The sequence below is a fragment of the Suttonella indologenes genome (assembly GCF_900460215.1).
GTDB lineage: Bacteria > Pseudomonadota > Gammaproteobacteria > Cardiobacteriales > Cardiobacteriaceae > Suttonella > Suttonella indologenes.
Window position 1 is genome coordinate 1172597 of record NZ_UHIA01000004.1, and the last position, 23421, is coordinate 1196017.

Sequence of the window (23421 nt, forward strand, 5' to 3'; positions counted from 1 at the left end):
TGGAGAGCGAAAAAGCATTACGGTGCCAGTATATCGGATACTTGTATCCGATATCTTGCAACACAGACAAAAGATTTCATTGGATTCAAAAATCAGACCTATCTCGCACAGACGATAAACAACGCATCCTCGACATCCAACCACAAAGCCTACACCAACGCTGTCCTATCTTCACAGGCTCCAAAAACATGGTCGAAAAAGTCATGCAATTTATCAAAGACAACCCTGACCAATAGAAAAACACCCAAATTCAAAAACAAAAAGCGGCGGATTAACCGCCACTTTTTTTTACCGCTAAACGCCTAAATCAGCGCAAACTGCTCGTGGCTTAAAGCATTTAAAGCCGAACCGCGTATGGTAGCAATATGCACCGCCGCTGCCTCGCCTGAACCATCAGCATCATAAAGCAAAGCCCCTGTTTTACTATCAAAAACCAGCCGCTGCTCAGCATTTTCTGCTTGGCTGCCAAAGGCGAATTCCGCCGCTTCAATGTTTTCACCCAAAGCGGTGAATAGTGATTTATCTAAAGCGATACTGTCTTCTTTCGCATTGAAATCTTCCAGCGTATCTACTGTATCAAGACTATCAAAGATAAACACATCTGCCCCAGCACCGCCATGTAAGCGGTCAGCACCTTGCCCACCACTTAACATGTCATTGCCAGCACCTGCGTATAAATAATCTTCGCCTTCTCCGCCATATAAGCGGTCATTGCCACCATTGCCGACTAAACGGTCATTACCTTCTTCACCATACAGTTCGTCGTCTTTATCAGCGCCAATTAAGCCGTCATTTCCTGCGCCTGCATAGGCAATCATTTTGCCTTGCCAATGTTGGATGGTTTCATTTTGTTCTGTGCCATGCAGGATTAAGCCGTTTTTCATCATCTCATCAAGTGAGATTGTTTTGTCGGCAAATTCAAAATGTTCTATTTTGTATTGTTGGCTACTAAAGAAGTAGTCGATTTTGACGTAATCGTTTTCACCGCTTGCGAGGATTAAATGGCTGCCGTCTTGGCGGAAGGTCATATCTGCATAGTTTAAATCGGTGAAGACAATGCGGTCGCCGCTGTCGTTGTATGGGTCGTAAAGGCTGTCTTGTCCATGTCCTTTAGAGAATACATAAACATCATTGCCTTTGCCGCCTTCTAAGCGGTCGTTACCTTCTCCACCAATTAGGCGGTCATCTCCACCATTGCCGACTAAACGGTCATTACCTTCTTCACCATACAGTTCGTCGTCTTTATCAGCGCCAATTAAGCTGTCATTTCCTGCGTCTGCATAGGCAATCATTTTGCCTTGCCAATGTTGGATGGTTTCATTTTGTTCTGTGCCATGCAGGATTAAGCCGTTTTCCATCATCTCATCAAGTGAGATTGTTTTGTCGGCAAATTCAAAATGTTCTATTTTGTATTGTTGGCTACTAAAGAAGTAGTCGATTTTGACGTAATCGTTTTCACCGCTTGCTAGGATTAAATGGCTACCGTCTTGGCGGAAGGTCATATCTGCATAGTTTAAATCGGTGAAGATAATGCGGTCGCCGCTGTCGTTGTATGGGTCGTAAAGGCTGTCTTGTCCATGTCCTTTAGAGAATACATAAACATCATTGCCTTTGCCGCCTTCTAAGCGGTCGTTACCTTCTCCACCAATTAGGCGGTCATCTCCAGCATTACCATACAATTTATCATTGCCAGCTTCGCCATGTAGTTCATCGTCTTTATCGGCACCAATTAAGCTGTCATTTCCTGCGCCTGCATAGGCAATCATTTTGCCTTGCCAATGTTGGATGGTTTCATTTTGTTCTGTGCCATGCAGGATTAAGCCGTTTTTCATCATCTCATCAAGTGAGATTGTTTTGTCGGCAAATTCAAAATGTTCTATTTTGTATTGTTGGCTACTAAAGAAGTAGTCGATTTTGACGTAATCGTTTTCACCGCTTGCTAGGATTAAATGGCTACCGTCTTGGCGGAAGGTCATATCTGCATAGTTTAAATCGGTGAAGACAATGCGGTCGCCGCTGTCGTTGTATGGGTCGTAAAGGCTGTCTTGTCCATGTCCTTTAGAGAATACATAAACATCATTGCCTTTGCCGCCTTCTAAGCGGTCGTTACCTTCTCCACCAATTAGGCGGTCATCTCCAGCATTACCATACAATTTATCATTGCCAGCTTCGCCATGTAGTTCATCGTCTTTATCGGCACCAATTAAGCTGTCATTTCCTGCGCCTGCATAGGCAATCATTTTGCCTTGCCAATGTTGGATGGTTTCATTTTGTTCTGTGCCATGCAGGATTAAGCCGTTTTTCATCATCTCATCAAGTGAGATTGTTTTGTCGGCAAATTCAAAATGTTCTATTTTGTATTGTTGGCTACTAAAGAAGTAGTCGATTTTGACGTAATCGTTTTCACCGCTTGCTAGGATTAAATGGCTACCGTCTTGGCGGAAGGTCATATCTGCATAGTTTAAATCGGTGAAGACAATGCGGTCGCCGCTGTCGTTGTATGGGTCGTAAAGGCTGTCTTGTCCATGTCCTTTAGAGAATACATAAACATCATTGCCTTTGCCGCCTTCTAAGCGGTCGTTACCTTCTCCACCAATTAGGCGGTCATCTCCACCATTGCCGTAGAGTTTGTCATTGCCTGCACCACCGCTAATGAGGTTAGCGAGATCAGTGCCTTTAAGGGTTTCATCTTGTTCTGTGCCGAGATGGTGTCCTAAGGCGATAAATTTCTCTTTGCCTAAGATAGCGAGGTCGGTTTCAAAATTGCCGCTGCTAATAGAACTTTGGGCATACTCCATAAATAGGCTAGAAAGTTTAGCGAAGGTATCGGTTTTTTTCATCGCATCGCTGTAATATAAAAATTCACCTAAATCCACAAAGGCTTTTTGTGGGTCTTTGGTATGGATTTGGTTAAATACGGCTGCGGTTTGGCTAAAGTCTAATGCAAGTTTGTCGTCTTTAAAGCTCAGGCTAATGTGGTCGGTGTAGGGTTTTAAGCGGGTTTGGAAGAGCAGTCCTGCGTAAAGTTGTTCCGCCAGTTTGTCGTAGCTGTCTTTAATAACGTTTAGAATGCGTTTGGCATCTTCAAGGTTGGTATAAGCAATCAGGCTGGAGCGTTGTCCTGTAAAGCTGTCTAAAATGCGGATTTTGTCTTTGAGTTGATGAAATTCACCATTAATTTTAGCAAGTTCAGGACCCAAGAATACATTTTTTAGTTGTCCAGGAGTAAGTCCTACACCGCTTGAGGCGGTTTGTATAGAAACTCTATCCAAATGAAAAGCGTACATTGGATTAATATCGGTATTCGCCCATTCTAAGATTAATTTATCCCGCAGGGCGAGTTGTTCTTGTTTGGTTTGAGCAGCGCTATAGTCTTGAATCACATCCGCTAGAGCAGAAGATTTTGCCGCGGCTTGTTGCAAATCGCGGAGTCTTCCCATGCCGCGTAGATTCACACTGTCTTTTTGCGCGGCACTGAGTTCCACTTCATCGCTAAAGCGGCTAATCATGGCGTTATTATCAAAGAGTAAATCGCCCATTTTGTGTGTGCTGCCGTCTGTGGTGGTATAGCTGCCTAAGCGTGCTACGGTATTGCCATTACCCTGTCTTTGATTGACCGCTTGATGATTCAAATCTAGCGATTGAATGCCTAATTGCTCAAGCGTGAAAAGTTCTTCCGCTTGGCTCACTCCATCTTGGTTTAGATCGCGCCAAACTTTTAGCTGTTCAAACACGGCATCTTGGGCATCAATTTTGCCATCGCCATTATCATCATGTTCTGCTAAGGCGGCAAATCCTGTCGGCGCTAAGCTGCCATCTTTTAGCAAGCGATTATCGCCAAATAATTCCCGACCAGTATCAATCTTGCCATCACCATTACTGTCTAATACTAATAAGCCATCATCGGCTTTTACCCAACCTGTCGCGGTACGAATCCCATCGGCATCATGGTCAAATAAGATGCTGTTTAAGCCGTCTATTTTAACCGTTTCAATTCCATCTCCGTCTAAATCTAAGGTCAGCGGATCGACAATATGGTATTCACCTGAGCGGTTGAGATTTATATATTCAATAGCATCTTCAATATCTAACCACGGATTTATTGCATCAGGAAGAATTTTATATACAAATTTTGACCATGCTTCAAATCTATCTCCAATAAATCCAAGCATATTTTCCTTATTGAAGAACTCACTAGCTGCAACTATTGCAGGCTCATTTCCATACGTAGCATCTCCATATTCTTTTATATAAAGACCTGCTGCAGACAGAATTACCCCACCTTTAATTCCATTTGCCGTAAAAGAATCACCTGCTATAATAAATAAATCACCCAATAAATTATTTAATTTATGCAAATCTATTTCATCTTTATAAACTATAGAATCCTTGAGAGTAATGATCTGATTATATACCATTCCTGAAGTTATTACTGCAGACATAGTGTTAGATTCCATTGAGCCATACCCAAGCAAATCACCTATATTCTCAACCATTTGAATAGTTGAGCCTGTTGTATATAAAATTTCTTCCTGATTCATATTCAAAATTTCATTTGTAAATGTGTTAAGAATATCTTCACCAGAAAACCCATTTTTAATCAAAGTAAATGTTTTTGAAACAACAGTTAATGGTGTTGCCATTTTTTCTCTCCTCTAATATAAAACGAATTAAGAAATATTAGTAAAAATGCATGAATAAATACCACAAAATATATGAATTTATATCTAAAAAACTTACTCTTTATACTATACAACTCTTGTTTAAAATAATCTTCTTCTATTATTTTATCATTTAAAACAGAAGAGGAGAATAATATTTTCTTATACTCTTTTTTTGCTTTATAATGTACAGTCACATAAAAAAAATTACAACGAATATTGAAACATCTTATTATAAAATGTGGCGTTAGAAACTCTTGCGTCAAAAAACTTTTTGAATAACCAATATTTATATTTTCAGTACTTTCTATATTATCAAAATCAATAGTAGGATGATTCATAAAAAAGAAAAACTGCATTCCTAATAAAAACCAAGATGATATTTTTAAATAAGACTGCTTAACAAACAACAAAGGATATAAAAATAAATTTATTAAGATTAGTATCAAATAAAATGAAAATCCTAAAATCCAATAGTAAATTAGAGCAAACAAAATGGATGTAATTAAAAATATTAATAACATATTTTTGTTCAAAAATACTATTCTAGACATTCAACCCCCAAATAAACTTTAATGGTGGTTCTCTACGTTTAATTAATCCCATCTTTTCCTCTCATTTTCTAAGACTCGCTCTCAATAGTAGGTGATAGTAGATTGGCATTATCTTATGTTTGAGATTACGATAAGTCAATAATAAAAAATGATTTCAAAATCAAATTTATATACAGAATTATAAAAACTAACCGCTTTGTCCCATAGTGTTTGAAGCAAAAAGCTTCATATATTTACGATAAATCTCCTCCCCAATACCGCTTTGTTCGTTTATTTTTAAGCGGCGCTGAGTTTCACTTCATCGCTAAAGCGGCTAATCATGGCGTTATTATCAAAGAGTAAATCGCCCATTTTGTGTGTGCTGCCGTCTGTGGTGGTATAGCTGCCTAAGCGTGCTACGGTATTGCCATTACCCTGTCTTTGATTGACCGCTTGATGATTCAAATCTAGCGATTGAATGCCTAATTGTTCCAGCGTGAAAAGTTCTCCCTCTTGGCTCACCCCATCTTGGTTTAAATCACGCCAAACTTTTAGCTGTTCAAACACGGCATCTTGGGCATCAATTTTGCCTCAGCAAGCCTCCCAAAGTGCCAAGCATTTTTGCATTATTAGCTGAATCCAAAACTTTGTTGTTAAAATTATATTTTGCATCAAGCTCTCCAATTGCTTGCTGAATTTGCAAATGAATGGGATGATTAGCTTTACCCGCAGCCTCCCAAAGCTTGGCTGAAAACTGTCGATATTTATAGTCGCTCCTATTAGAAATTTGGGCTCCTTTAGCATCATCAATAAGATTATTTAAGGTTTTATTTGAGTTAGGCCCATAATAAGATTTTATCGCCTCTTTTGAGGAAGAGGCAGATATAAAACCAAGAGTAGCACTAGTTATTCCTGCAAGATTCCCTAAACCATTATACTTCCCAGTACTTTCATTTTTAGAAAGTGAGGAAAAGAATAAGACAGAATTCCAAAAATTCTGCAAATAATTATTTTGAACATTCGATGTATCACTCATTTTAACATACCCTCAGTATCAACCAAATCAAAATCTTCTCCAAATCTACATCCATATAGAATTGAATAGGCGAAAATAATAACTAAAAAAAATATAACATACAAAGTAAAACTACTATGTAAAAACATATTATCAGAATACAAAAAACAAGCTGTTAATAGCGTACAAGTTTCTGCTTGTTTTGTTAATGTAAGGTAATAAGTAGCAAAAATAGAGGCTAACATACATAAAAAAAGCATGATATTTCTAACAATATACTTAAATGATATTCTAAGTTTTGTAACTTTTCTTAACAAAGAAAAATCATGTGTTCTTATCGCTAGGGATAAAGCAAGTATATGCATTACGGCACTTAGAATAAGACTTACATTCCAACCATATGGTTCCTTTACAGGAATATAGAAAAATTCTAATATTTTTCCAGTTATATAATTTATTTCTTTATAATTAAAAAGCAGCACAATTGAAGATAAACCTATATAAATAGGAAAAAATACCGCCATATATCGCATATAAGTCATGCATAAACTCTGCTGATATTTGATTACAATGTGTGTAAAAATATTTGCACCATATTTTTTAATAAACTCATTTGCTTCTTCAACCGTTTGAAACGGCGGTTCTCTACGTTTAATTAATCCCATCTCTTCCTCTCATTTTCTAAGACTCGCTCTCAACAGTAGGTGATAGTAGATTGGCATTATCTTATGCTTGAGATTACGATAAGTCAATAATAAAAAATGATTTTAAAATCAATTTTATATACAGAGTTATAAAAAAAATAACCGCTTTGTCCCATAGTGTTTGAAGCAAAAAGCTTCATATATAGTCAATTCAGCTCAAATAAAAACACAGTTTTTATATGTTAGCCCGCACAATAGTAAAGCTTGATATTTTTTAGGTGTGCAACTTTGTCATGAATCGACTATATTTACGATAAATTTCCTCCCCAATACCGCTTTTATTGTTCGTTTATTTTTAAGCGGCACTGAGTTCTACTTCATCGCTAAAGCGGCTAATCATAGGGCGGAGCAATCCGCCTTTGTCTTGTCTTTAGCAAAAAAGCGGCTTGCGCCGCTTTTTTGAAAGGATGAGGAAGATTATTTCAAAATTTCCACGCCCGGTAAGGCTTTGCCTTCTAAGTATTCCAGCATGGAACCGCCGCCGGTTGAGACGTAGTCCACTTTGTCTTCTATGCCGAATTGGGCGATGGCGGATAGGGTGTCGCCGCCGCCGGCAAAGGTAAAGGCTTGGGTCTTGGCAATGGCTTCGCAGAGGGCCTCGGTGCCGCCGGCAAAGGGTTTCATTTCAAATACGCCGACAGGGCCGTTCCAAACGATGGTTTTCATTTCGGCAATCATGCGTGCGTAGTTGGCGGCGGTTTCCGGTCCGATGTCTAAGATCATTTCGTTTTCCGCCACGTCTTTAATGGATTTGGTTTGCACTTTGGCATTTTCGGAAAATTCATCGCCGACAACCACATCGACCGGCAGAGGAATGTTTACACCGCGTTTTTGCGCACTTTCCAGCATTTGGCGGGCTTCTTCCAATAAATCGGGCTCATAGAGCGAGCTGCCGACGTTGTAGCCTTTGGCGGCTAGGAAGGTGTTAGCAATGCCGCCGCCGGGGATAAGGGTGTCCACTTTTTCCAATAGGGTTTTCAGGACTAATAATTTAGTGGATACTTTTGAACCGCCGACAATTGCCATCATCGGTTTGGCAGGATTTTTCAAGATGCTTTCCAAGGTTTCCACTTCTTTTTGCACTAAGAGTCCTGCGCAGGCAAGGGCGGCTTTTTCCGCAACGCCGACGGTGGAGGCTTGTGCGCGGTGTACGACACCGAAACCGTCGCTGACAAATACATCGCACAGTGCGGCGTATTTTTCCGCCAAAGCGGCGTCGTTTTTCTTCTCGCCTTTGTTAAAGCGTACGTTTTCCAGCATAACGACTTCGCCGCTGTTCACTTGCGGTGCGTTTTCCAGATAATCTTTAATCAGCGGCACTTCTTTGCCCAGTAATTTGCCCAGATGTTCGGCAACGGGTTTTAATGAAAATTCTTCTGCATATTCGCCTTCGGTCGGACGACCCAAATGCGCCATAATCATGACGGCTGCGCCTTGTTTTAAGGCCAGTTCAATGGTCGGCAGGGCGGCGGTGATACGCGCATCGCTGCTAACTTTGCCATCTTTTACCGGTACGTTTAAATCCAAACGCATTAAGACACGTTTATTTTTGACATCTACATCCACTAAATTACGCATTTTCTTTCCTCATTTACGTTACACAAAAAAGAGCCAGCAAAGCCGGCTCGATACTTACAATAATGTTTTCGCCGTATTAACGACGTTTTCAACACTAAAGCCAAAGTATGGGAATAATTGCTCGGCAGGTGCGGAAGCACCGAAACCGTCCATACCCACGACTGCGCCTTTATCGCCGACAATGCCTTGCCATAATAGGCTTGAGCCTGCTTCAATAGCGAGTTTCGCGCTGCCTTTCGGCAGGACTTGTTCGCGGTATGCCGCATCTTGCTGCAAGAAGATATCCAAGCAAGGCATAGAGATGATGCGGGCGGCAATCCCTTCTTTCTCAAGTGCTTCTGCGGCTTTGCATGCCAGTTCGACTTCCGAGCCGGTGGCAATCAGGCTTAATTTTGCATTTGCCGCTTCTTTCAGCACATAGCCGCCGCGGGCAATATTAGCAATTTGTGCGCCATCGCGTGCCATGACGGGCAACCCTTGGCGCGATAAGGCTAAAGCGCTCGGGGTTTCGGGATTGATGGCGCTTTGCCAAGCGGCCAATGTTTCGACGGTATCGCAGGGGCGCCAGACGTTCAGGTTCGGGATGAGGCGCAGGGAAGAGACATGTTCGACGGGTTGATGGGTCGGTCCGTCTTCGCCTAAGCCGATGGAATCATGGGTCAGTACATAAGAGACCGGCAATTTCATCAGGGCGGACATCCGCATGCCGTTGCGCATATAGTCTGAGAAGACGAGGAAGGTGCCGCCATAAGGACGGATGCCGCCGTGCAATGCCATGCCGTTCATAATCGCCGCCATGGCAAATTCGCGCACGCCGTAGTGCAGATAGTTGCCGCCGAATTGCTGCGGCAGAATGGATTTGCTGGATTTGCTGAAGGTCAGGTTCGAGCCGCTTAAATCCGCAGAACCGCCGACCAGTTCGGGCAGTTTTTCCGCCAATACGTTCAGTGCCAATTCGGAGGCTTTGCGAGTGGCGACTTTTTCGCCTTTGTCTTGCGCCGCTTGCAGGGCATTTTGCATGTATTGAGCGAAATCTGCCGGCAGTTCGCCTTTCATGACGCGGCGGTATTCTGCCGCCAATTCCGGTTCGGCTTTTTCATAGGCGGCAAATTGTGCTTCCCATGCTTCCTGCCATTGACGACCTTTGGCACGTAAATCGGCGGCTTCCAATGCGCCTTCGGGCAGGCTGAAGGCTTCTGCCGGCAAGCCTAGAGCGGCTTTGCTTGCGGCAATTTCTTCATTGCCTAATGGCGCGCCGTGGGTTTTTTCCGAGCCCGCCAGATTCGGCGAACCGAAGCCGATGGTGGTGCGACAGATGATGATGCTGGGGCGAGTGGTGTCGGCTTTTGCAGATTCAATGGCTTGATGAATGGCTTGCTCATTGTGTCCGTCAATGGCTTCAACCACTTGCCAGCCGTAGGCGGCAAAGCGTTTTGCCACGTCTTCGCTGTACCAGGGATCGATTTCGCCGTCGATGGAGATGCCGTTGGCATCATAAAGCACAATCAGTTTGCCCAGTCCCAAAGTGCCGGCGAAAGAGCAGGCTTCATGCGATACGCCTTCCATCAGGCAGCCGTCGCCTAAGAAGCAGTAGGTGTAATGGTCAACAATCTTATGTTCGCCGCGGTTAAAACGCGCTGCCAAATGCGCTTCTGCCAACGCAAAGCCGACGGCATTGGCAATGCCTTGTCCCAATGGACCGGTGGTGGTTTCCACGCCCGGAGTTTCGTGCACTTCGGGGTGTCCCGCGGTTTTGCTATGCATTTGGCGGAAGTTTTTCAAATCATCAAGGCTGACGTCAAAGCCTGTTAAATGCAGCAAAGCATATTGCAAAGCGGAGGCGTGTCCGTTCGAGAGAATAAAGCGGTCGCGGTTATCCCAATGCGGATTGGCGGGGTTAACGCGCAAATGACGCTGCCATAAAACAGCCGCCATATCTGCCATACCCATTGGCGCGCCCGGATGCCCTGAATTGGCTTTTTGTACCGCGTCCATGCTGAGGGCGCGAATAGAATTCGCCATTAGCTGATGTGCATTCATAGTCTCTCCTTTTGAGATTAAGCGGCTTTATCCAAGACCTGCCCACCATGGGCATGTTCGATAAAGTCAAACAAAATATAGAGCGTTTCAAATAAGCCTGCATCAGGCACGAAATATTCCTTATCCGCTTCGCTGTCAATCACGGCATTGCGTTTTTCGATGTCTTTGCGGCGTTTTTGATCGGACTGCAAAGCGGGCATTTCCTGCGTCTGTATGCCGGCATAATTTTCCACATAGCTTTTCCAATCTTGATACTGCTGCTCGCGTTGCGCCAAATTCAGCGACCATTCATTACGTTCTTTTTCGGCAATTTCGCGATTGATATATTCCTGATAGCGCAGCAGAGCGGGCTTGCTGTGCATTCTTTGCTCGTGCTGCCGTTGCAATGCCGAGACGGTTTCAGGTGTGACTTCATCACTGCTTTGATAATCTGCGGCTTTAATCGATTTCAGCGGCAGAGCGTAAGGCAGACTGCGTTCGCCGACTTTTTCAATATCCGCGCTTGTGGGCAGGGCGATATCGGGTACCACGCCTTTATGTTGCGTGCTTTCGCCGGTGATGCGGTGGAACATGGCGATGGTGATTTTCATCTCGCCCAAAGGCGGCACTTTGCTGCTGACAAAACGATTCAAAGCAATCACGGTTTGCACCGTGCCTTTGCCGAAAGAATTGCTACCGACCACAATACCGCGGCGGTAATCCTGAATCGCGGCGGCGAAAATTTCGGAAGCGGAGGCGGAGCCGTGATCCACCATAACCGCCAAAGGTCCTTCGTATAAAGCGCCTTTGTCGCTGTCGTGCTGCGTTTCGGCGCTGTTTTCGACATCGCTGACCATGACCACCGGACCTTCGTCGATAAACAAGCCGACGGTGCGCACCGCTTCATATAAAGAACCGCCGCCGTTGCCGCGCAAATCGAGAATCATGCCGTCGATTTGCTGTGCTTTCATGTTTTTGATAATGTTGCTTAAATCATTACTGGTGCTGCGGTAATTTTCTTTGCCTTTGCGCGCGCCTTCAAAATCCATATAGAAAGAAGGCAGACGGATGACGCCGATTTTGCGCGTAAGGCCGTTGGCTTCCACGCTTTCCACATAGCCCTGCGCGGCTTGGTCTTCCAGCTTGATGGTATCGCGTTCAAGCGCAATTTCGGTTTCAGGCATATTGGGACTGGCAGGCTCGATTAGAAGGCGGACAATCGTGCCTTTTTTGCCGCGAATCAGGCGCACGGCTTTGTCCAAACGCATACCGATGACCGGCTGCATTTCGCCGTCCTTGTCTTGGGCAACGCCGATAATGCGGTCATTGATGCGCAATTTGCCGCTTTTAAAGGCAGGGCCGCCGGCGACCAATTCGCGAACGGTGATTTTGCCGTCTTCATAGCTCAAGGTCGCGCCGATGCCCTCCAACGACAGACTCATATTGATGTCGAAATCTTCCGTGCTGCGCGGCGAAAGATAAGAAGAATGCGGGTCGAAGCGCAGCGCGATATTGTTCATATACATATCGAAAACATCTTCAACCGTCATTTGATTGAGGCTTTTCTGCTGCATTTCATAGCGGCTGATTAATTTTTTTATCGCTTCTTCCTGACTGCGTCCGCCCATGCGCAGGCGGATTAAGGTATCGGTCAAACGCGCTTCTTGATAGGCATGCACTTCTTCCAGCGTTTCGCGCCACGGCAAATGGCTGCTGCCTAGGCGCAGATTGTTGGGAATATGCACCGTTGCCGTGCCGTCCAAATCAAAAGGCTGGTTTAAGCGTTGCAAAATCCACGCATTGAGCGCGCTGGCGCGTTCGCGGTAACGCTCGAAAATCTGCACCGCCGGACTCAAATCCGCCTTGCGCACCGTTTGCGCCAAGGTGCTGCGATGTACGGAAAGCTCTTCAATATCGCTTTTTAAGAAATAAATGCGGTTGAAATCTAAAGTATCCAAATAATTGTCAAACACGCCGGCGCTGATTTGGCGCAAAGAATTGCCGCGGTAATGCTGTTTGCTTAATAAATTGCTGCCTAATTGGAAAGCGCGTTTTTGTACGTCTGTGATGATTAATGCTTCAGGCTTGGAAAAAGCCGCTTCGTGAGTATCGGCGGCTTGGGCGCAGCCGGTAAAACTCAGCGCCAAACATAGCAGCGCGGCGGCCGGCGAGAAAGAAAACTTCATGACATTCCTTAATGCTGAACAGTGGTCAAAAAAACAAATTATTCTAGCACCGCTTGCACCCAATCGCTAACGCTCTGTGTGGCTTTGCCGAAGCTGCTGCGATGAAATAGGCTCGAGCTTTGTGTTTTTTCTAAATTAATTTCCAGCGTCTCTATGCCGTTGAAAATCGCTTCTTGCACAAAACCCGCTGCGGGATAGACCGCACCCGAAGTGCCGATGGCGACAAAGATCGCCGCCTGCGTCAAGGCCTGTCTAATCGTCTCCATGTGATAAGGTATTTCGCCGAACCAGACGATATCGGGACGCAGATCGCCGCTGCGTTCGCAATGCGGACAAGACATTTCCTTATGCGCATCTTCCGTCCATTCGAATGCCGTGCGGCAATGCGTACAGCGCAATTTTCTCAACTCGCCGTGCATATGAATCACATCCGCGCCGGCGCGCTCATGCAAATCATCGACATTCTGCGTCACAATCGTTACCGTACCTTGCTTATAATCGCGCTGCAATCTCGCCAAAGCCTGATGCGCGGCATTGGGTTCGACCGTTTTCAATTGCGCACGCCGCGCATTATAAAAACGATGCACCAAATCCGGATTGGCGATAAAAGCCTCGGGAGTGGCGACGTCTTCCACGCGATGATCTTCCCATAAGCCGTCGGCGGCGCGGAAAGTCTTAATCCCCGATTCCGCCGAAATCCCCGCGCCCGTTAAGATAAAAATAGACTTCATTTTTCCCTCAACACCTGCCACAGCAATAATATCCAGCCCAGCAGCATCGACACACCGCCCACAGGCACCACATAGCGCAGCGGCAAACCCGTCAGCACCATCAAATATAAAGAACCTGAAAACAGCAGCGCGCCGAAGCTCCACAGCATCGCCACTTTAGCGCGCGCGGGACTTTGTCCGCTCAGCCACAATAAAGCCAAAGCATGCACAATATGATAACGCTGTGCCTTTTCCATCCACACCGCCTCTTGCGGCGGCATCGTGTAATGCCCTGTCGCCGCGCCGATGATAAGCCATAGCAAAGCGCCTGAAATACCCACTATCTGCCAAGTTTTCATAAAGATACCCTCTGAATTGTGTCTTGAAAAGCCGTCCAAATCTCCGCTGCCGACCATGCCGCCATACAGGCATTCGCCGTCGCCGCGCCGTGTCGGCGGCAATCTTTTTTCATGCAAGGACGGGAGCGCGACAAATTCTCCGCCCGTGCGCCGCGCATACCGCTTAAAGCGGCATCCGTCGCGGCAAAAAGCCCTAAAACAGGCACGCCCTGCGCCGCAGCCAAATGCCCCAAGCCCGTATCGACCGACAAGACCGCCGCACTCTCGCGCAAGAGCTGTGCAATCTTGGGCAAAGGCATTTTTGTTATCACTTCCGCCTGCGAGGCGGCAGCCAGACGCTGCGCGCGCGCTTCTTCTTCGGCATTGCCCCATAACAAACGCACCCGATAGCCCGCCTGCTGCGCCAAGAGAATCAATTCCAGCCATGTGCTTTCGGGCAATAATTTGCTTGCCCAAGTCGTACCGTGCAAAAAGACCAAATCGCGACTCTGCCGCTCCTGCCATTGCGGCAGGGCAAAATCTTCCGTCGGCGGCAATGCGTAAGCCAAAGCGGAGGCGCACAATTGCCGCGTACGCAGCACCGCATGCTGAAGGCGCGGTACCTGCGCTTTATGCTGATAAAACAGGCTTGCCCAGCCCTCGCGCGCACTCTGCCAATCATAGCCGCAATGCGGTGCAGGGCTTGCCAAATACGCCAAGACCGCGCTTTTAATCAATCCCTGCGCATCAATGACCGCCGCATATTCCTGCGCACGCAATGCCGCAATCACTTGCCGCCATTCGGCGCTGCGCCACCATAGACGGCTGTGTTTGCGCAAACGCCGCATCGGCACCGCCACCACTCTATCCACCGCAGGATGCATAGCAGCCAAAGGCGCAAAAGCCTCTTCCACCGCCCATGTAATCCGCGCATCCACCTGCGCCGTCATATCGCTGACGGCGGCAAAACTGTGCACCACATCGCCGAGAGAAGAAAGTTTGACCAACAAAATATTTTGTGCCAAATTACCAATCCATTTATAAAAATTTGCCACTATGTTACCACTAGATAAAGAACTTCTCAGCTTTGCCGAACAATTAGCCGACCGCGCGCGCGGCATTACGCGGCAATATTTCCGCCAAGCCCTAAGCATTATTGATAAAAATGATGCCAGCCCCGTTACCGTTGCCGATCAGGAAACCGAAGCCGCCTTGCGTGCCCTGATTAATCAACATTACCCCGAGCACGGCATCATCGGCGAAGAATACGGCGCACAAACCAGCGCCTCACCCTATCGCTGGATTATCGACCCCATCGACGGCACGCGCAGCTTCATCAGCGGCTTTCCGATTTACTGCACCCTGATTGCACTGCTCTACCACGATAAACCTGTCTTAAGCATCATCGACATGCCGATGTTAGACGAACGCTTTCTTGCCGCCGGAGAAGGCAGCCGGCTTAACGGACAAAGCATCCGCGTCAGTCAATGCCGCGAAATCAGCCAAGCCTTGGCTTACAGCACCGACCCCGGCATGTTTGACGTGCGCCAATACGAACGCCATCAGCAAGTGGTGCGACAAGTCCGCCAACAACGCTACACCGGCGACGGCTACGCCTATGCCATGCTGGCGGCAGGTTGGATCGATTTAGTCGTTGAAGCGGGTATGAAAATACACGACTTCCTGCCCCTGATTCGCATCATCGAAGAAGCGGGCGGCATCATCAGCGACTGGCAGGGACAACCGCTGACCACGCGCAGTAACGGCGAAATTCTTGCCGCCGCCACCCCTGAATTACACCGCCAAGCCATGGCTTTACTCAACTAAGGAGGCAATATGCTCGTACTCGTTACCGGAGCCAGCGCCGGATTCGGACGCGCACTCAGCATCGAACTTGTGCGGCGCGGACACCGCGTCATCGCCTGCGCGCGCCGCGCCGAACGTCTGCAAGCCCTGCAGACGGAACTCGGCGACGCGCTCTATCCGCTGCATTTCGATATTCAAGACATCACCGCCATGCAGGCGGCGATTCACAGCCTGCCCGCAGCATGGCAAGACATCGACGTGCTGATTAATAATGCCGGCTTGGCGCTCGGGCTGGACATGGCACAGGAAGCGCAACTGGACGACTGGCTGCAAATGATCGACACCAACATCCGCGGACTGGCGGCAATGACCAATCTCATCTTGCCGCGCATGGTCAAAAACAATCGCGGACACATCATCAACCTCAGCTCCACCGCCGCCAATTACGCCTACCCCGGCAGCAATGTTTACGGCGCCAGCAAAGCCTTCGTCAAACAATTCAGCCTGAATCTGCGCGCCGATTTATACGGCACGGCGGTGCGCGTCAGCAATATCGAACCGGGACTGATTAGCGGCACCGAATTTTCCGCCGTCCGTTTTCATGGCGACCAAGCGCGCGCCGACAGCGTTTATCAAGGCGTGCAAAACATCAGTCCCGAAGAAATGGCGGACATCATCATCTGGTGCGCCGAACTGCCGCCGCATATCAATATCAACCGCTTGGAAGTTATGCCCACCGCGCAGAGCTTTGCCGGCTTAAAAGTTTATAAAAGCGAAACATGAAACACATCAGCGTCCTTATCTCGGGCGGCGGCAGCAATCTCGCCGCCATTATCCAAGCCATCGGGCAGCAAAGGCTGAAACAAATCAGCATCAGCCAAGTCATCGCCGACCGCGACTGCACCGGCAAAGCCCATGCCTTTGCCGCCGACATTCCCTTTACCATGATTGACCGCAAACTCGGTGCCGCCGCCTTTGCCCAAGCCCTTGATGCCGCCATTGCGCCGCACAGCGACCTCGTCGTCCTAGCCGGCTTTTTAAGCATCATGCCGGAAAGCATCATTGCCAAATTTCCGCGTAAAATTATCAATCTGCATCCTTCACTGCTGCCGAAATTCGGCGGTGCGGGCATGTACGGCATGCATGTGCACCGCGCCGTTATCGCAGCGGGGGAAACAGAAAGCGGCTGCAGCGTGCATTATGTCGATACGGGCATTGATACCGGCGAAATCATCGCGCAAAGCCGCTGCCCCGTCTTGCCGGACGACAGCCCAGAAAGCCTGCAAGCGCGCATCGCGCCCCTAGAGCATGAATTGCTGGTATCCGCCATCAATAGCGTGCTTAATTAAAGCTATGCGGATTTACGCGCAGGAGCAAGAGGCGAATTAGAAAGCTTTTTATGGTTGAAGAACTAAAAAAGTGATACAAATTGGTGGGTTACAGGCACGCCAAATTTCCAAGCCCACTAAAATATTAGAGGGCTTTGTATTTTTCTTTTTTAACCGTAAAGCTTTACGGCATCCGCTTCCCGTTTCTGCTATAGTCGAAGAATTGAAAAAGTATTACGGTGTTGGCTCGCCTTGTACTACTTTTTCACTTCTCCGACTATAAAACACGCATTCAATATGAATCTAAGAAATTAAAGTTAGCTTTGAGCGCCTTACACTTCATACTTGAATCTACTAGCTATTTAACAAAGCTTCTTTGAAAATACCGCCGCAAGGGCTTTGTGCCAAATCTCAATGCCCGCCTCAACGCTTCTGGCTTCTTCGCTTAAAATGCGGCGGAATTGCTTGGCGCCGACTTGTCCGTTAAACAGTCCGAGCAGATGCCGCGTGTAATCGCTGAGGCGTTCCCTATTGTCCAAAGCCTTTGTCAACAAAACTTCCAAAGCGGCTAAAACGCTCTCAATGATCGGTATTTCACATCCAAATAATTCGGCGGCTTCCAATAAGAGACGCGGTTCTTGGTAAGCGGCGCGTCCCAACATCACGCCGTCCACCGCCTGCAAATGCTGTTTGGCTTCGGCAATGCTGTTAATGCCGCCGTTGATGACAATATGTAGTTCAGGAAATCGCTGCTTGAGTTCATAAACCAATTCATAATTCAGCGGCGGAATATCGCGGTTATCCTTGGGGCTTAAGCCCTGCAGCCATGCCTTGCGCGCATGCACGATAAACACGCGGCAATCGCTTTCACTTGCCAGACAATCCACAAAATCAATCACTTGCCGCTCGTTCTGCTCATCAATGCCCAAACGGTGCTTAACCGTTACCGGCACATCGCTTTCTTTCTGCATGGCTTTTAGACATTGGGCGACCAAACGCGGCTCTGCCATCAGGCAGGCGCCGATGCGATTGTTTTGCACGCGGTCGCTGGGGCAGCCGACATTCAGATTGATTTCCGCATAGGCGAATGTTTGCGCTATTGCGCTGGCTTTTGCCAATTCATCGGCTTTGCCGCCGCCCAATTGCAGGGCGCAGGGCATATCGCCGCTATGCTTGAGATAACGCGCGGCATCGCCGAAGATAATCGCGCCGGTAGTAACCATTTCGCTATACAGCAGCGCCTGCGGACAGAGAATGCGGTGAATGCGCCGACATTGCGGCGTTGTCCAATCCAGCATCGGCGCCACGCTAAAACGCCGCGCGGCGGCTAAAGCATCAATTGACATAGGCTTTTAAAACGTGGTCTTTGATGCCTTCACGCTGCAGACGGTTTTGAATATTCACCGCCTCCTCGCGTTCCGCATAAGGCCCGATTTGCACTAAGAATAAAGTGCCGTCTTTGATAATCTGCACCGGATAATCGCGCAAAATCATTTTTGCTCTGAGACGGTCGGCATGCGCTTCTTCGCTGAATGCACCGAGCTGAATGCGATAATGCCGCCCTTTGATGCTACTTTTATCCGCTTGGGCAATTTTATGCTGCAATTCCGCCTTGACTTGCTCATCGCGTTTGCGCAAAGATTCATAGAAGCTATATTTCGGCGTTTGCGCCGCTTGAACGGCTTGTCTGTTGTTTTGCTGTTCTGTTTGCACAGACGGTTTTTCCGCCACCGGTCGCACATAGCCTTCTTTGTGTTCTTTGAAGAAATTCACACCGATCAGCAATAAAATTCCCAAAATTAAGAACAGCAAAAACATGCCCATGATGCGCTGCGCCCAAAAGGCTTTGCTATTGGGGCGCAGCGCATTTTTATTACGCTTGCGCCTGTTTGCGCTGGCTTTTTTACTCACATTCTCTCCTGCGCCTGCACACCGACAACCGCCAAAGCATTACGCAATACCTGCCCCACGCAATCGGTCAGCAGCAAACGCGCCGCGCGAATCTCCGCATCTTCGTGCAAAACCTTATGCCCCGCATCATAGAATTGATGCCAAGCGGTCGCCAAATCGCGCAGATAGCCGATGACCATATGCGGTGCTAATTGCTCGCCGGCGCTGATCAGCATATCGCGGTAACGTCCCAATTCGCGAATCAGGGCTTTTTCTTCCGCCTCATTCAACTGATTGCGCAATTTCAGGGCGTCTTCCACCTGATATTCCACCCCTGCTTCTTTGGCGCGCTCCATCACGCGGCAAGTCCGCGCATGGGCATATTGCACATAGTAGTAAGGATTGTCTTTGCTGCTGGAAACCGCCAAATCCAAGTCAAAATCCAAATGCTGCTCGGGTTTGCGCATCACATAGAAAAAGCGCGCCGCATCCGAGCCGACCTGCTCGCGCAATTCCCGCAGGGTAACGAATTCGCCGCTGCGTGTGCTCATCTGCACTTTCTGCCCGTTTTGATACAAAACGGCGAATTGCACCAAAGCGATATGCAATTGGCTGGGATTCAGATTCAATGCCGCTAAAGAAGCGCGCACGCGTGCCATATAGCCGTGATGATCGGCGCCGAAAATATCGATCATCACATCATAGCCGCGTTCGTATTTATCCAAATGATAGGCAATATCTGAAGCAAAATAAGTAGTTACGCCATTTTCCCGCTTAACCACGCGATCTTTCTCATCGCCGAATTCTTCCGCCTTAAACCACAAAGCGCCGTCTTTCTCATAAATAAAGCCGCCTTCCTGCAATTTGACTAAGGTTTTTTCCACCATGCCACTGCTAAACAAAGAGCGCTCTGAGAACCAACGCTCGAATTCCACGCCGAATTCCTGCAAATCCTGTTTGATATCCTCTACTTCCGCCTGCAATGCCGCTTGGAACACCGTCTCGTAGTTTTCAGCGCCTAATTTAGCTTTCAATGCCGCAATCGCGCCGTCAATCCATTGATCACGCGCCCCTGCCGCCGCTTCCGCCTCGCTCCACTCCTTAGGCTCGGCATGCAGCCATTGCTCAGGCTGATGCAATAAGGCTTCGCCATGCGCCGCTTTCAGACTGTCGGCAATGCCAATCACATAATCGCCTTGATAAATCCCCTTAGGCAGCACCTTATCCACGCCGCATTGCTGCATATAACGCCAATACACCGACAAAGCCAAAATATCCATCTGGCGTCCAGCATCATTGACGTAATATTCCTTATCGACCTGATGCCCGTTGACCTTAAGCAAATTCGCCAAACTGTCGCCATAGGCGGCGCCGCGTCCATGCCCGACATGCAAAGGTCCGGTGGGATTTGCAGAAACAAATTCCAGCAAAATTTTCTGCGTCGGCACCGCTTGCTGCCGACCGAAATGCTCGCGCTCGCGCACAATATCCGCCAACACGGCGGTAGCGCTGTCTTTTGCCAAGCGGATATTGATAAAGCCTGGCCCCGCCACTTCCATACCCGCCACGCTGTCCATCAAAGGCACGCTGACGATAATTTTATCCGCCAAATCGCGCGGCTTCATGGCGAAAATCTTGGCGAATTTCATCGCCACATTGCTGGCGAAATCGCCGTGCGCAGGGTCTTTGCAGCGCTCGATTTCAATCGCTTGATTGAGATTTTCGGTGGGGATATTGTGGGTTTTCGCTAATAATAATAAGGCACTCGCCAACCCATCTTGAATTTCGGCTTTCATCATCTGCTCCGCAGCAAAAATTAAAACGCGCTATTTTACCGCTCTCAGGGCTTGCCGCCAAATGCTTATAAACTGCCGCCAAATAAATGCAGAAAGCCGACAAACAGCCGATAAGAAAGCAAAAGCAACAAGAATAAGAGCGCAAACACAATCGCCGCTAATATCCAGCGCTGTTTGCGCGACAGCAAAGGCTGCGCCGTCGTCGCTTGCAGCACGCCCAAGGATTGCGGGGCAAGCTGATGTCGGGCGGCAAGATAGTTTTCGCTGATTGCCAATACCTTGGTACTGGGACGCATCGCAATATCAAAAACAAGTCCGATCACGGGGATGCTGCCGGCGAAAAAATCCAATACCGCCAAACGGTAAGCCGGCAGCAATTGCCGATGCGGTACGCCGGCTCGACGCGCCAAACGTACGCTGTACAGCGTTAAGAGAAAACCTGCCGCATCGCCGAGGACGGGAACGGCGGATAAAATCGCGTCCAAACCAAAACCTCTGCGTACAAAAGGGATTTTTATCCAGCCGTCCATCAGGCGGCTGAATTTTGCCAAACGCTGTAATTGCCGAAGCGTATGTTGAGGGGGTGCTTGAGTCATTGTCCGTCCTTTAATATTGCCCGACTGGGCTTCTGCTGAGTGCAGCGTATTTTATAGCCTCTTAATCTATCCACAAAGGATCGACGTCTATCGCTACCCGCACCGCAAAGGCTTTGCCTTGCGCCAACAGCCATTGATTGAGCGCCGGCAATTGCTGCTGCAAAGCGGCACGATTATCCGATTGAATCAGGACTTGATAGCGCTGCAATCCGTCTTTGCGCAGCATCAAAGCCGGCGCAGGCCCCAGCCATTGCCAGTCTTGCCCGATACCTGCCGCCTGCGCGCCTTCGCAGGTAAATTGCAGGGCTTGCGCGGCGCGCGCGCCGTCGCGATGGCGCGCCGTTAATAAGACTTGCGCAGAATAAGGCGGCAAATGGGCTTGTTTGCGTGCTGCCGCAAGCCTTTGCAGGGTATCGCGATAAGGCTGCTGAAAGAGGCGGAATACCGGCTGCGCCGCTTGGCGGGTCTGAATCCAAATATGTCCTGTCGATTCACGCCCCGCGCGTCCACCGACCTGCATCAGGGTTTGCGCCAAATGTTCTTCGGCGCGGAAATCGCTGCTGTAAAAAGCGGCATCGGCATCCACCACCGCCACTAATTGCAGGGCGGGAAAATGATGCCCTTTGGATAACCATTGCGTGCCTAAAATAATATCCGCCTCGCCGGCTTGCACCTGCGCAATCGCCTGTTGAAATTGCGCCGCGCTGCGATAAGCGTCGGAATCAATGCGTAAAATACGCGCTTGCGGAAATTGCCGACGCAGGCTTTGTTCTAATCGCTGCGTGCCATAACCCAATAATTTCAATTCTTTGCTACCGCAAGCAGGGCAATGGGTCGGAATATCGCGGCTGCGTCCGCAATGATGGCATTGCAAATTGCGACTGCTCAAATGCGCCGTCATCGCGCAATCACAGGCGCTGCATTGCAGGGCTTCGCCGCAGTCTTCACAACGCAGCAAGGGCGCATAGCCGCGCCGATTGAGAAACAGCATCACTTGATGCCCGTCGCGCAGTTGGCGGTGAATTTCGCTAATCAGGCGGAAAGACAAGCCGTCCACCTGCTCCGGCGTGTTCATGTCGTCAATGGTAATTCGCGCCTGCGCCTGCGCCAAAACCCTCGACTGCAAACGGATATCGCCCCATATGCCGCGCTCGACCTGCGCCCAGACTTCCAAAGGCGGCGTCGCGCTACCCATTAATACAGGAATATTCAATGCTTTGGCACGCAAAACCGCCATATCGCGCGCATGATAATGAAAGCCTTCCTGCTGCTTATAAGCCTGATCATGACATTCATCAATCACGATGCCGCGTAAATCCGCAAAAGCGCCGAACAAAGCCGAACGCGTGCCGATTAAGACCTGCACATCGCCGGCGCGTACATCCTGCCATACCGTCAAACGCGCCGCATCTGTCATCGCACTGTGATGCTTGGCAAGCGCACAAGACAAACGCGGACGTAAATGCCGATACAGCATTTCCACCAAGGCGATTTCCGGCGCCAATACCAATACCTGCCCGCCCCCGCTCAACAATTGCTCAATGCGGCGGATATAGACTTCCGTCTTGCCCGAACCCGTTACCCCGTCTAACACATCCACAACAAAACCGCTGCGCTTCGACAAATATGCTAAGGCTGCCGCCTGTTCCGTGCTTAAATCGGGCGCGGGAATTGGCGCCGCCGCTTCATATTGAAACTGTTCTTCTTGCGTCAGTAAACCGCGTTCGACCATATCGCGCAGCCAAGCGGGGCTTAAGCCAAACTGCCCGCGCAAGGCTTGTTCCGACTGCCGCCCGGATTGCAAAGCAGTTAAGACCTCGCGCTGCTTGCTGCCTAATTTGCCGTCTAATGCCGCGACTCCCGCTGCCGTCAAGCGATAAAAACGTGCCAAGCGGCGGCGATTCTCCGCCCCATGCAGCAAAGCATTGGGCAAGGTGCTGGCAATCACTTCCCCTAGAGGATGCTGATAATAACGTGCCGCCTGCTGCAAAAAGCCCAGCAATTCCGTATCCAAGACAGGTGCTTCGTCTAAAACGGCGGCAATGCTTTTTAATGCACCTTCTTCCTCTACATAAGGTGCAGACGCCAACACAATCCCGATTTCTTCTTTTCTGCCAAAAGGCACACGCACCCGCTGCCCCGCCGTCAAAGGGCGGTGATGCAAATAGCTAAATGCGCTGAACAAAGGACGCGGCACCGCTACGCTGATGCAAAAGAGCGCGCCCGATTCTATCGGTTTACTCATCAAATTATGTTATCCT

19 protein-coding genes and 1 pseudogene are annotated in these 23421 nt (G+C 48.5%); 4 read left to right on the plus strand and 16 right to left on the minus strand.

From position 1 onward, the window contains the following. Positions 1–41: 41 nt before the first annotated feature. A complete protein-coding gene (locus DYC63_RS13225; protein ID WP_245888133.1) occupies positions 42–236 on the plus strand; it encodes a hypothetical protein in 195 nt (64 codons plus the stop codon). Positions 237–302: 66 nt separating this feature from the next. Here the strand turns inward: DYC63_RS13225 and DYC63_RS09800 are convergent, their stop codons facing one another. The 11 genes and pseudogenes from DYC63_RS09800 to waaC form a co-directional block, all read right to left on the minus strand. Then, positions 303–4172, minus strand: coding sequence for a calcium-binding protein (locus tag DYC63_RS09800; protein ID WP_115219054.1), 3870 nt, complete (start codon positions 4170–4172; stop codon positions 303–305). Between the two features lie 455 nt (positions 4173–4627). Beyond that, a complete protein-coding gene (locus tag DYC63_RS12710) occupies positions 4628–5002 on the minus strand; it encodes a hypothetical protein (protein ID WP_172459489.1) in 375 nt (124 codons plus the stop codon). A gap of 495 nt (positions 5003–5497) precedes the next feature. Next, positions 5498–5779, minus strand: a pseudogene (locus DYC63_RS09810) (hypothetical protein); the annotation flags it as partial. Next, positions 5775–6230, minus strand: coding sequence for a hypothetical protein (locus DYC63_RS09815; protein ID WP_115219057.1), 456 nt, complete (start codon positions 6228–6230; stop codon positions 5775–5777). The pseudogene DYC63_RS09810 and the gene DYC63_RS09815, both read right to left, overlap by 5 nt. Continuing rightward, the gene (locus DYC63_RS09820) at positions 6227–6874 is read right to left on the minus strand and encodes a hypothetical protein (protein WP_115219058.1); all 648 of its coding nucleotides are present in this window, start codon (positions 6872–6874) and stop codon (positions 6227–6229) included. The genes DYC63_RS09815 and DYC63_RS09820 overlap by 4 nt, the downstream gene beginning before the upstream one ends. Before the next feature lie 456 nt (positions 6875–7330). After that, a complete protein-coding gene (locus DYC63_RS09825) occupies positions 7331–8491 on the minus strand; it encodes a phosphoglycerate kinase (RefSeq protein WP_115219059.1) in 1161 nt (386 codons plus the stop codon). Positions 8492–8545: 54 nt separating this feature from the next. Beyond that, the gene (tkt, locus tag DYC63_RS09830) at positions 8546–10531 is read right to left on the minus strand and encodes a transketolase (RefSeq protein WP_115219060.1); all 1986 of its coding nucleotides are present in this window, start codon (positions 10529–10531) and stop codon (positions 8546–8548) included. Between the two features lie 17 nt (positions 10532–10548). After that, positions 10549–12696, minus strand: a complete 2148-nt coding sequence (locus DYC63_RS09835; protein ID WP_115219061.1) for a carboxy terminal-processing peptidase — start codon at positions 12694–12696, stop codon at positions 10549–10551. 38 nt (positions 12697–12734) lie between these two features. Continuing rightward, a complete protein-coding gene (locus DYC63_RS09840) occupies positions 12735–13427 on the minus strand; it encodes an NAD-dependent deacylase (protein WP_115219062.1) in 693 nt (230 codons plus the stop codon). After that, positions 13424–13765, minus strand: coding sequence for a DUF423 domain-containing protein (locus tag DYC63_RS09845; RefSeq protein ID WP_172459490.1), 342 nt, complete (start codon positions 13763–13765; stop codon positions 13424–13426). Before DYC63_RS09845 ends, DYC63_RS09840 begins: the two co-directional genes overlap by 4 nt. Then, positions 13762–14799, minus strand: a complete 1038-nt coding sequence (gene waaC / locus DYC63_RS09850; RefSeq protein WP_172459491.1) for a lipopolysaccharide heptosyltransferase I — start codon at positions 14797–14799, stop codon at positions 13762–13764. Before waaC ends, DYC63_RS09845 begins: the two co-directional genes overlap by 4 nt. Before the next feature lies 1 nt (position 14800). Between waaC and hisN the strand changes: the two genes are divergently transcribed. Genes hisN through purN form a run of 3 tightly spaced genes read left to right on the plus strand, consistent with a single transcriptional unit; the run spans position 14801 to position 16899 of the window. Further along, positions 14801–15571: a histidinol-phosphatase gene (gene hisN / locus DYC63_RS09855; RefSeq protein ID WP_115219510.1), complete on the plus strand. Its 771-nt coding sequence runs from the start codon at positions 14801–14803 to the stop codon at positions 15569–15571. A 9-nt stretch (positions 15572–15580) separates the two neighbouring features. Next, positions 15581–16333: an SDR family NAD(P)-dependent oxidoreductase gene (locus DYC63_RS09860; protein ID WP_115219065.1), complete on the plus strand. Its 753-nt coding sequence runs from the start codon at positions 15581–15583 to the stop codon at positions 16331–16333. Next, a complete protein-coding gene (gene purN, locus DYC63_RS09865) occupies positions 16330–16899 on the plus strand; it encodes a phosphoribosylglycinamide formyltransferase (protein ID WP_115219066.1) in 570 nt (189 codons plus the stop codon). The genes DYC63_RS09860 and purN overlap by 4 nt, the downstream gene beginning before the upstream one ends. A 341-nt stretch (positions 16900–17240) precedes the next feature. On the opposite strand, the gene dusA is transcribed toward purN, so the two are convergent. From dusA to priA, 5 genes are all read right to left on the minus strand, one after another. After that, positions 17241–18224, minus strand: a complete 984-nt coding sequence (gene dusA, locus DYC63_RS09870) for a tRNA dihydrouridine(20/20a) synthase DusA (RefSeq protein ID WP_115219067.1) — start codon at positions 18222–18224, stop codon at positions 17241–17243. After that, on the minus strand, positions 18214–18789 hold the full coding sequence (locus DYC63_RS09875) for an SPOR domain-containing protein (protein ID WP_115219068.1): 576 nt from the start codon (positions 18787–18789) through the stop codon (positions 18214–18216). Before DYC63_RS09875 ends, dusA begins: the two co-directional genes overlap by 11 nt. Beyond that, positions 18786–20567, minus strand: coding sequence for an arginine--tRNA ligase (gene argS / locus DYC63_RS09880; protein ID WP_245888136.1), 1782 nt, complete (start codon positions 20565–20567; stop codon positions 18786–18788). The genes DYC63_RS09875 and argS overlap by 4 nt, the downstream gene beginning before the upstream one ends. 62 nt (positions 20568–20629) lie before the next feature. Further along, positions 20630–21160, minus strand: a complete 531-nt coding sequence (locus tag DYC63_RS09885; RefSeq protein ID WP_115219070.1) for a DUF4112 domain-containing protein — start codon at positions 21158–21160, stop codon at positions 20630–20632. Positions 21161–21221: 61 nt separating this feature from the next. Next, positions 21222–23405: a replication restart helicase PriA gene (gene priA, locus DYC63_RS09890; protein WP_115219071.1), complete on the minus strand. Its 2184-nt coding sequence runs from the start codon at positions 23403–23405 to the stop codon at positions 21222–21224. Positions 23406–23421 lie beyond the last annotated feature (16 nt).

Bases quoted from the DNA above. Each gene is read 5' to 3' on its own strand.
- DYC63_RS09800 (WP_115219054.1), bottom strand. From the start codon at position 4,172: ATGCTTGGATTTATTGGAGATAGATTTGAAGCATGGTCAAAATTTGTA.
- DYC63_RS12710 (WP_172459489.1), bottom strand. From the start codon at position 5,002: ATGAATCATCCTACTATTGATTTTGATAATATAGAAAGTACTGAAAAT.
- DYC63_RS09815 (WP_115219057.1), bottom strand. From the start codon at position 6,230: ATGAGTGATACATCGAATGTTCAAAATAATTATTTGCAGAATTTTTGG.
- DYC63_RS09820 (WP_115219058.1), bottom strand. From the start codon at position 6,874: ATGGGATTAATTAAACGTAGAGAACCGCCGTTTCAAACGGTTGAAGAA.
- DYC63_RS09825 (WP_115219059.1), bottom strand. From the start codon at position 8,491: ATGCGTAATTTAGTGGATGTAGATGTCAAAAATAAACGTGTCTTAATG.
- tkt (WP_115219060.1), bottom strand. From the start codon at position 10,531: ATGAATGCACATCAGCTAATGGCGAATTCTATTCGCGCCCTCAGCATG.
- DYC63_RS09835 (WP_115219061.1), bottom strand. From the start codon at position 12,696: ATGAAGTTTTCTTTCTCGCCGGCCGCCGCGCTGCTATGTTTGGCGCTG.
- DYC63_RS09840 (WP_115219062.1), bottom strand. From the start codon at position 13,427: ATGAAGTCTATTTTTATCTTAACGGGCGCGGGGATTTCGGCGGAATCG.
- DYC63_RS09845 (WP_172459490.1), bottom strand. From the start codon at position 13,765: ATGAAAACTTGGCAGATAGTGGGTATTTCAGGCGCTTTGCTATGGCTT.
- hisN (WP_115219510.1), top strand. From the start codon at position 14,801: ATGTTACCACTAGATAAAGAACTTCTCAGCTTTGCCGAACAATTAGCC.
- DYC63_RS09860 (WP_115219065.1), top strand. From the start codon at position 15,581: ATGCTCGTACTCGTTACCGGAGCCAGCGCCGGATTCGGACGCGCACTC.
- purN (WP_115219066.1), top strand. From the start codon at position 16,330: ATGAAACACATCAGCGTCCTTATCTCGGGCGGCGGCAGCAATCTCGCC.
- dusA (WP_115219067.1), bottom strand. From the start codon at position 18,224: ATGTCAATTGATGCTTTAGCCGCCGCGCGGCGTTTTAGCGTGGCGCCG.
- argS (WP_245888136.1), bottom strand. From the start codon at position 20,567: ATGATGAAAGCCGAAATTCAAGATGGGTTGGCGAGTGCCTTATTATTA.
- DYC63_RS09885 (WP_115219070.1), bottom strand. From the start codon at position 21,160: ATGACTCAAGCACCCCCTCAACATACGCTTCGGCAATTACAGCGTTTG.
- priA (WP_115219071.1), bottom strand. From the start codon at position 23,405: ATGAGTAAACCGATAGAATCGGGCGCGCTCTTTTGCATCAGCGTAGCG.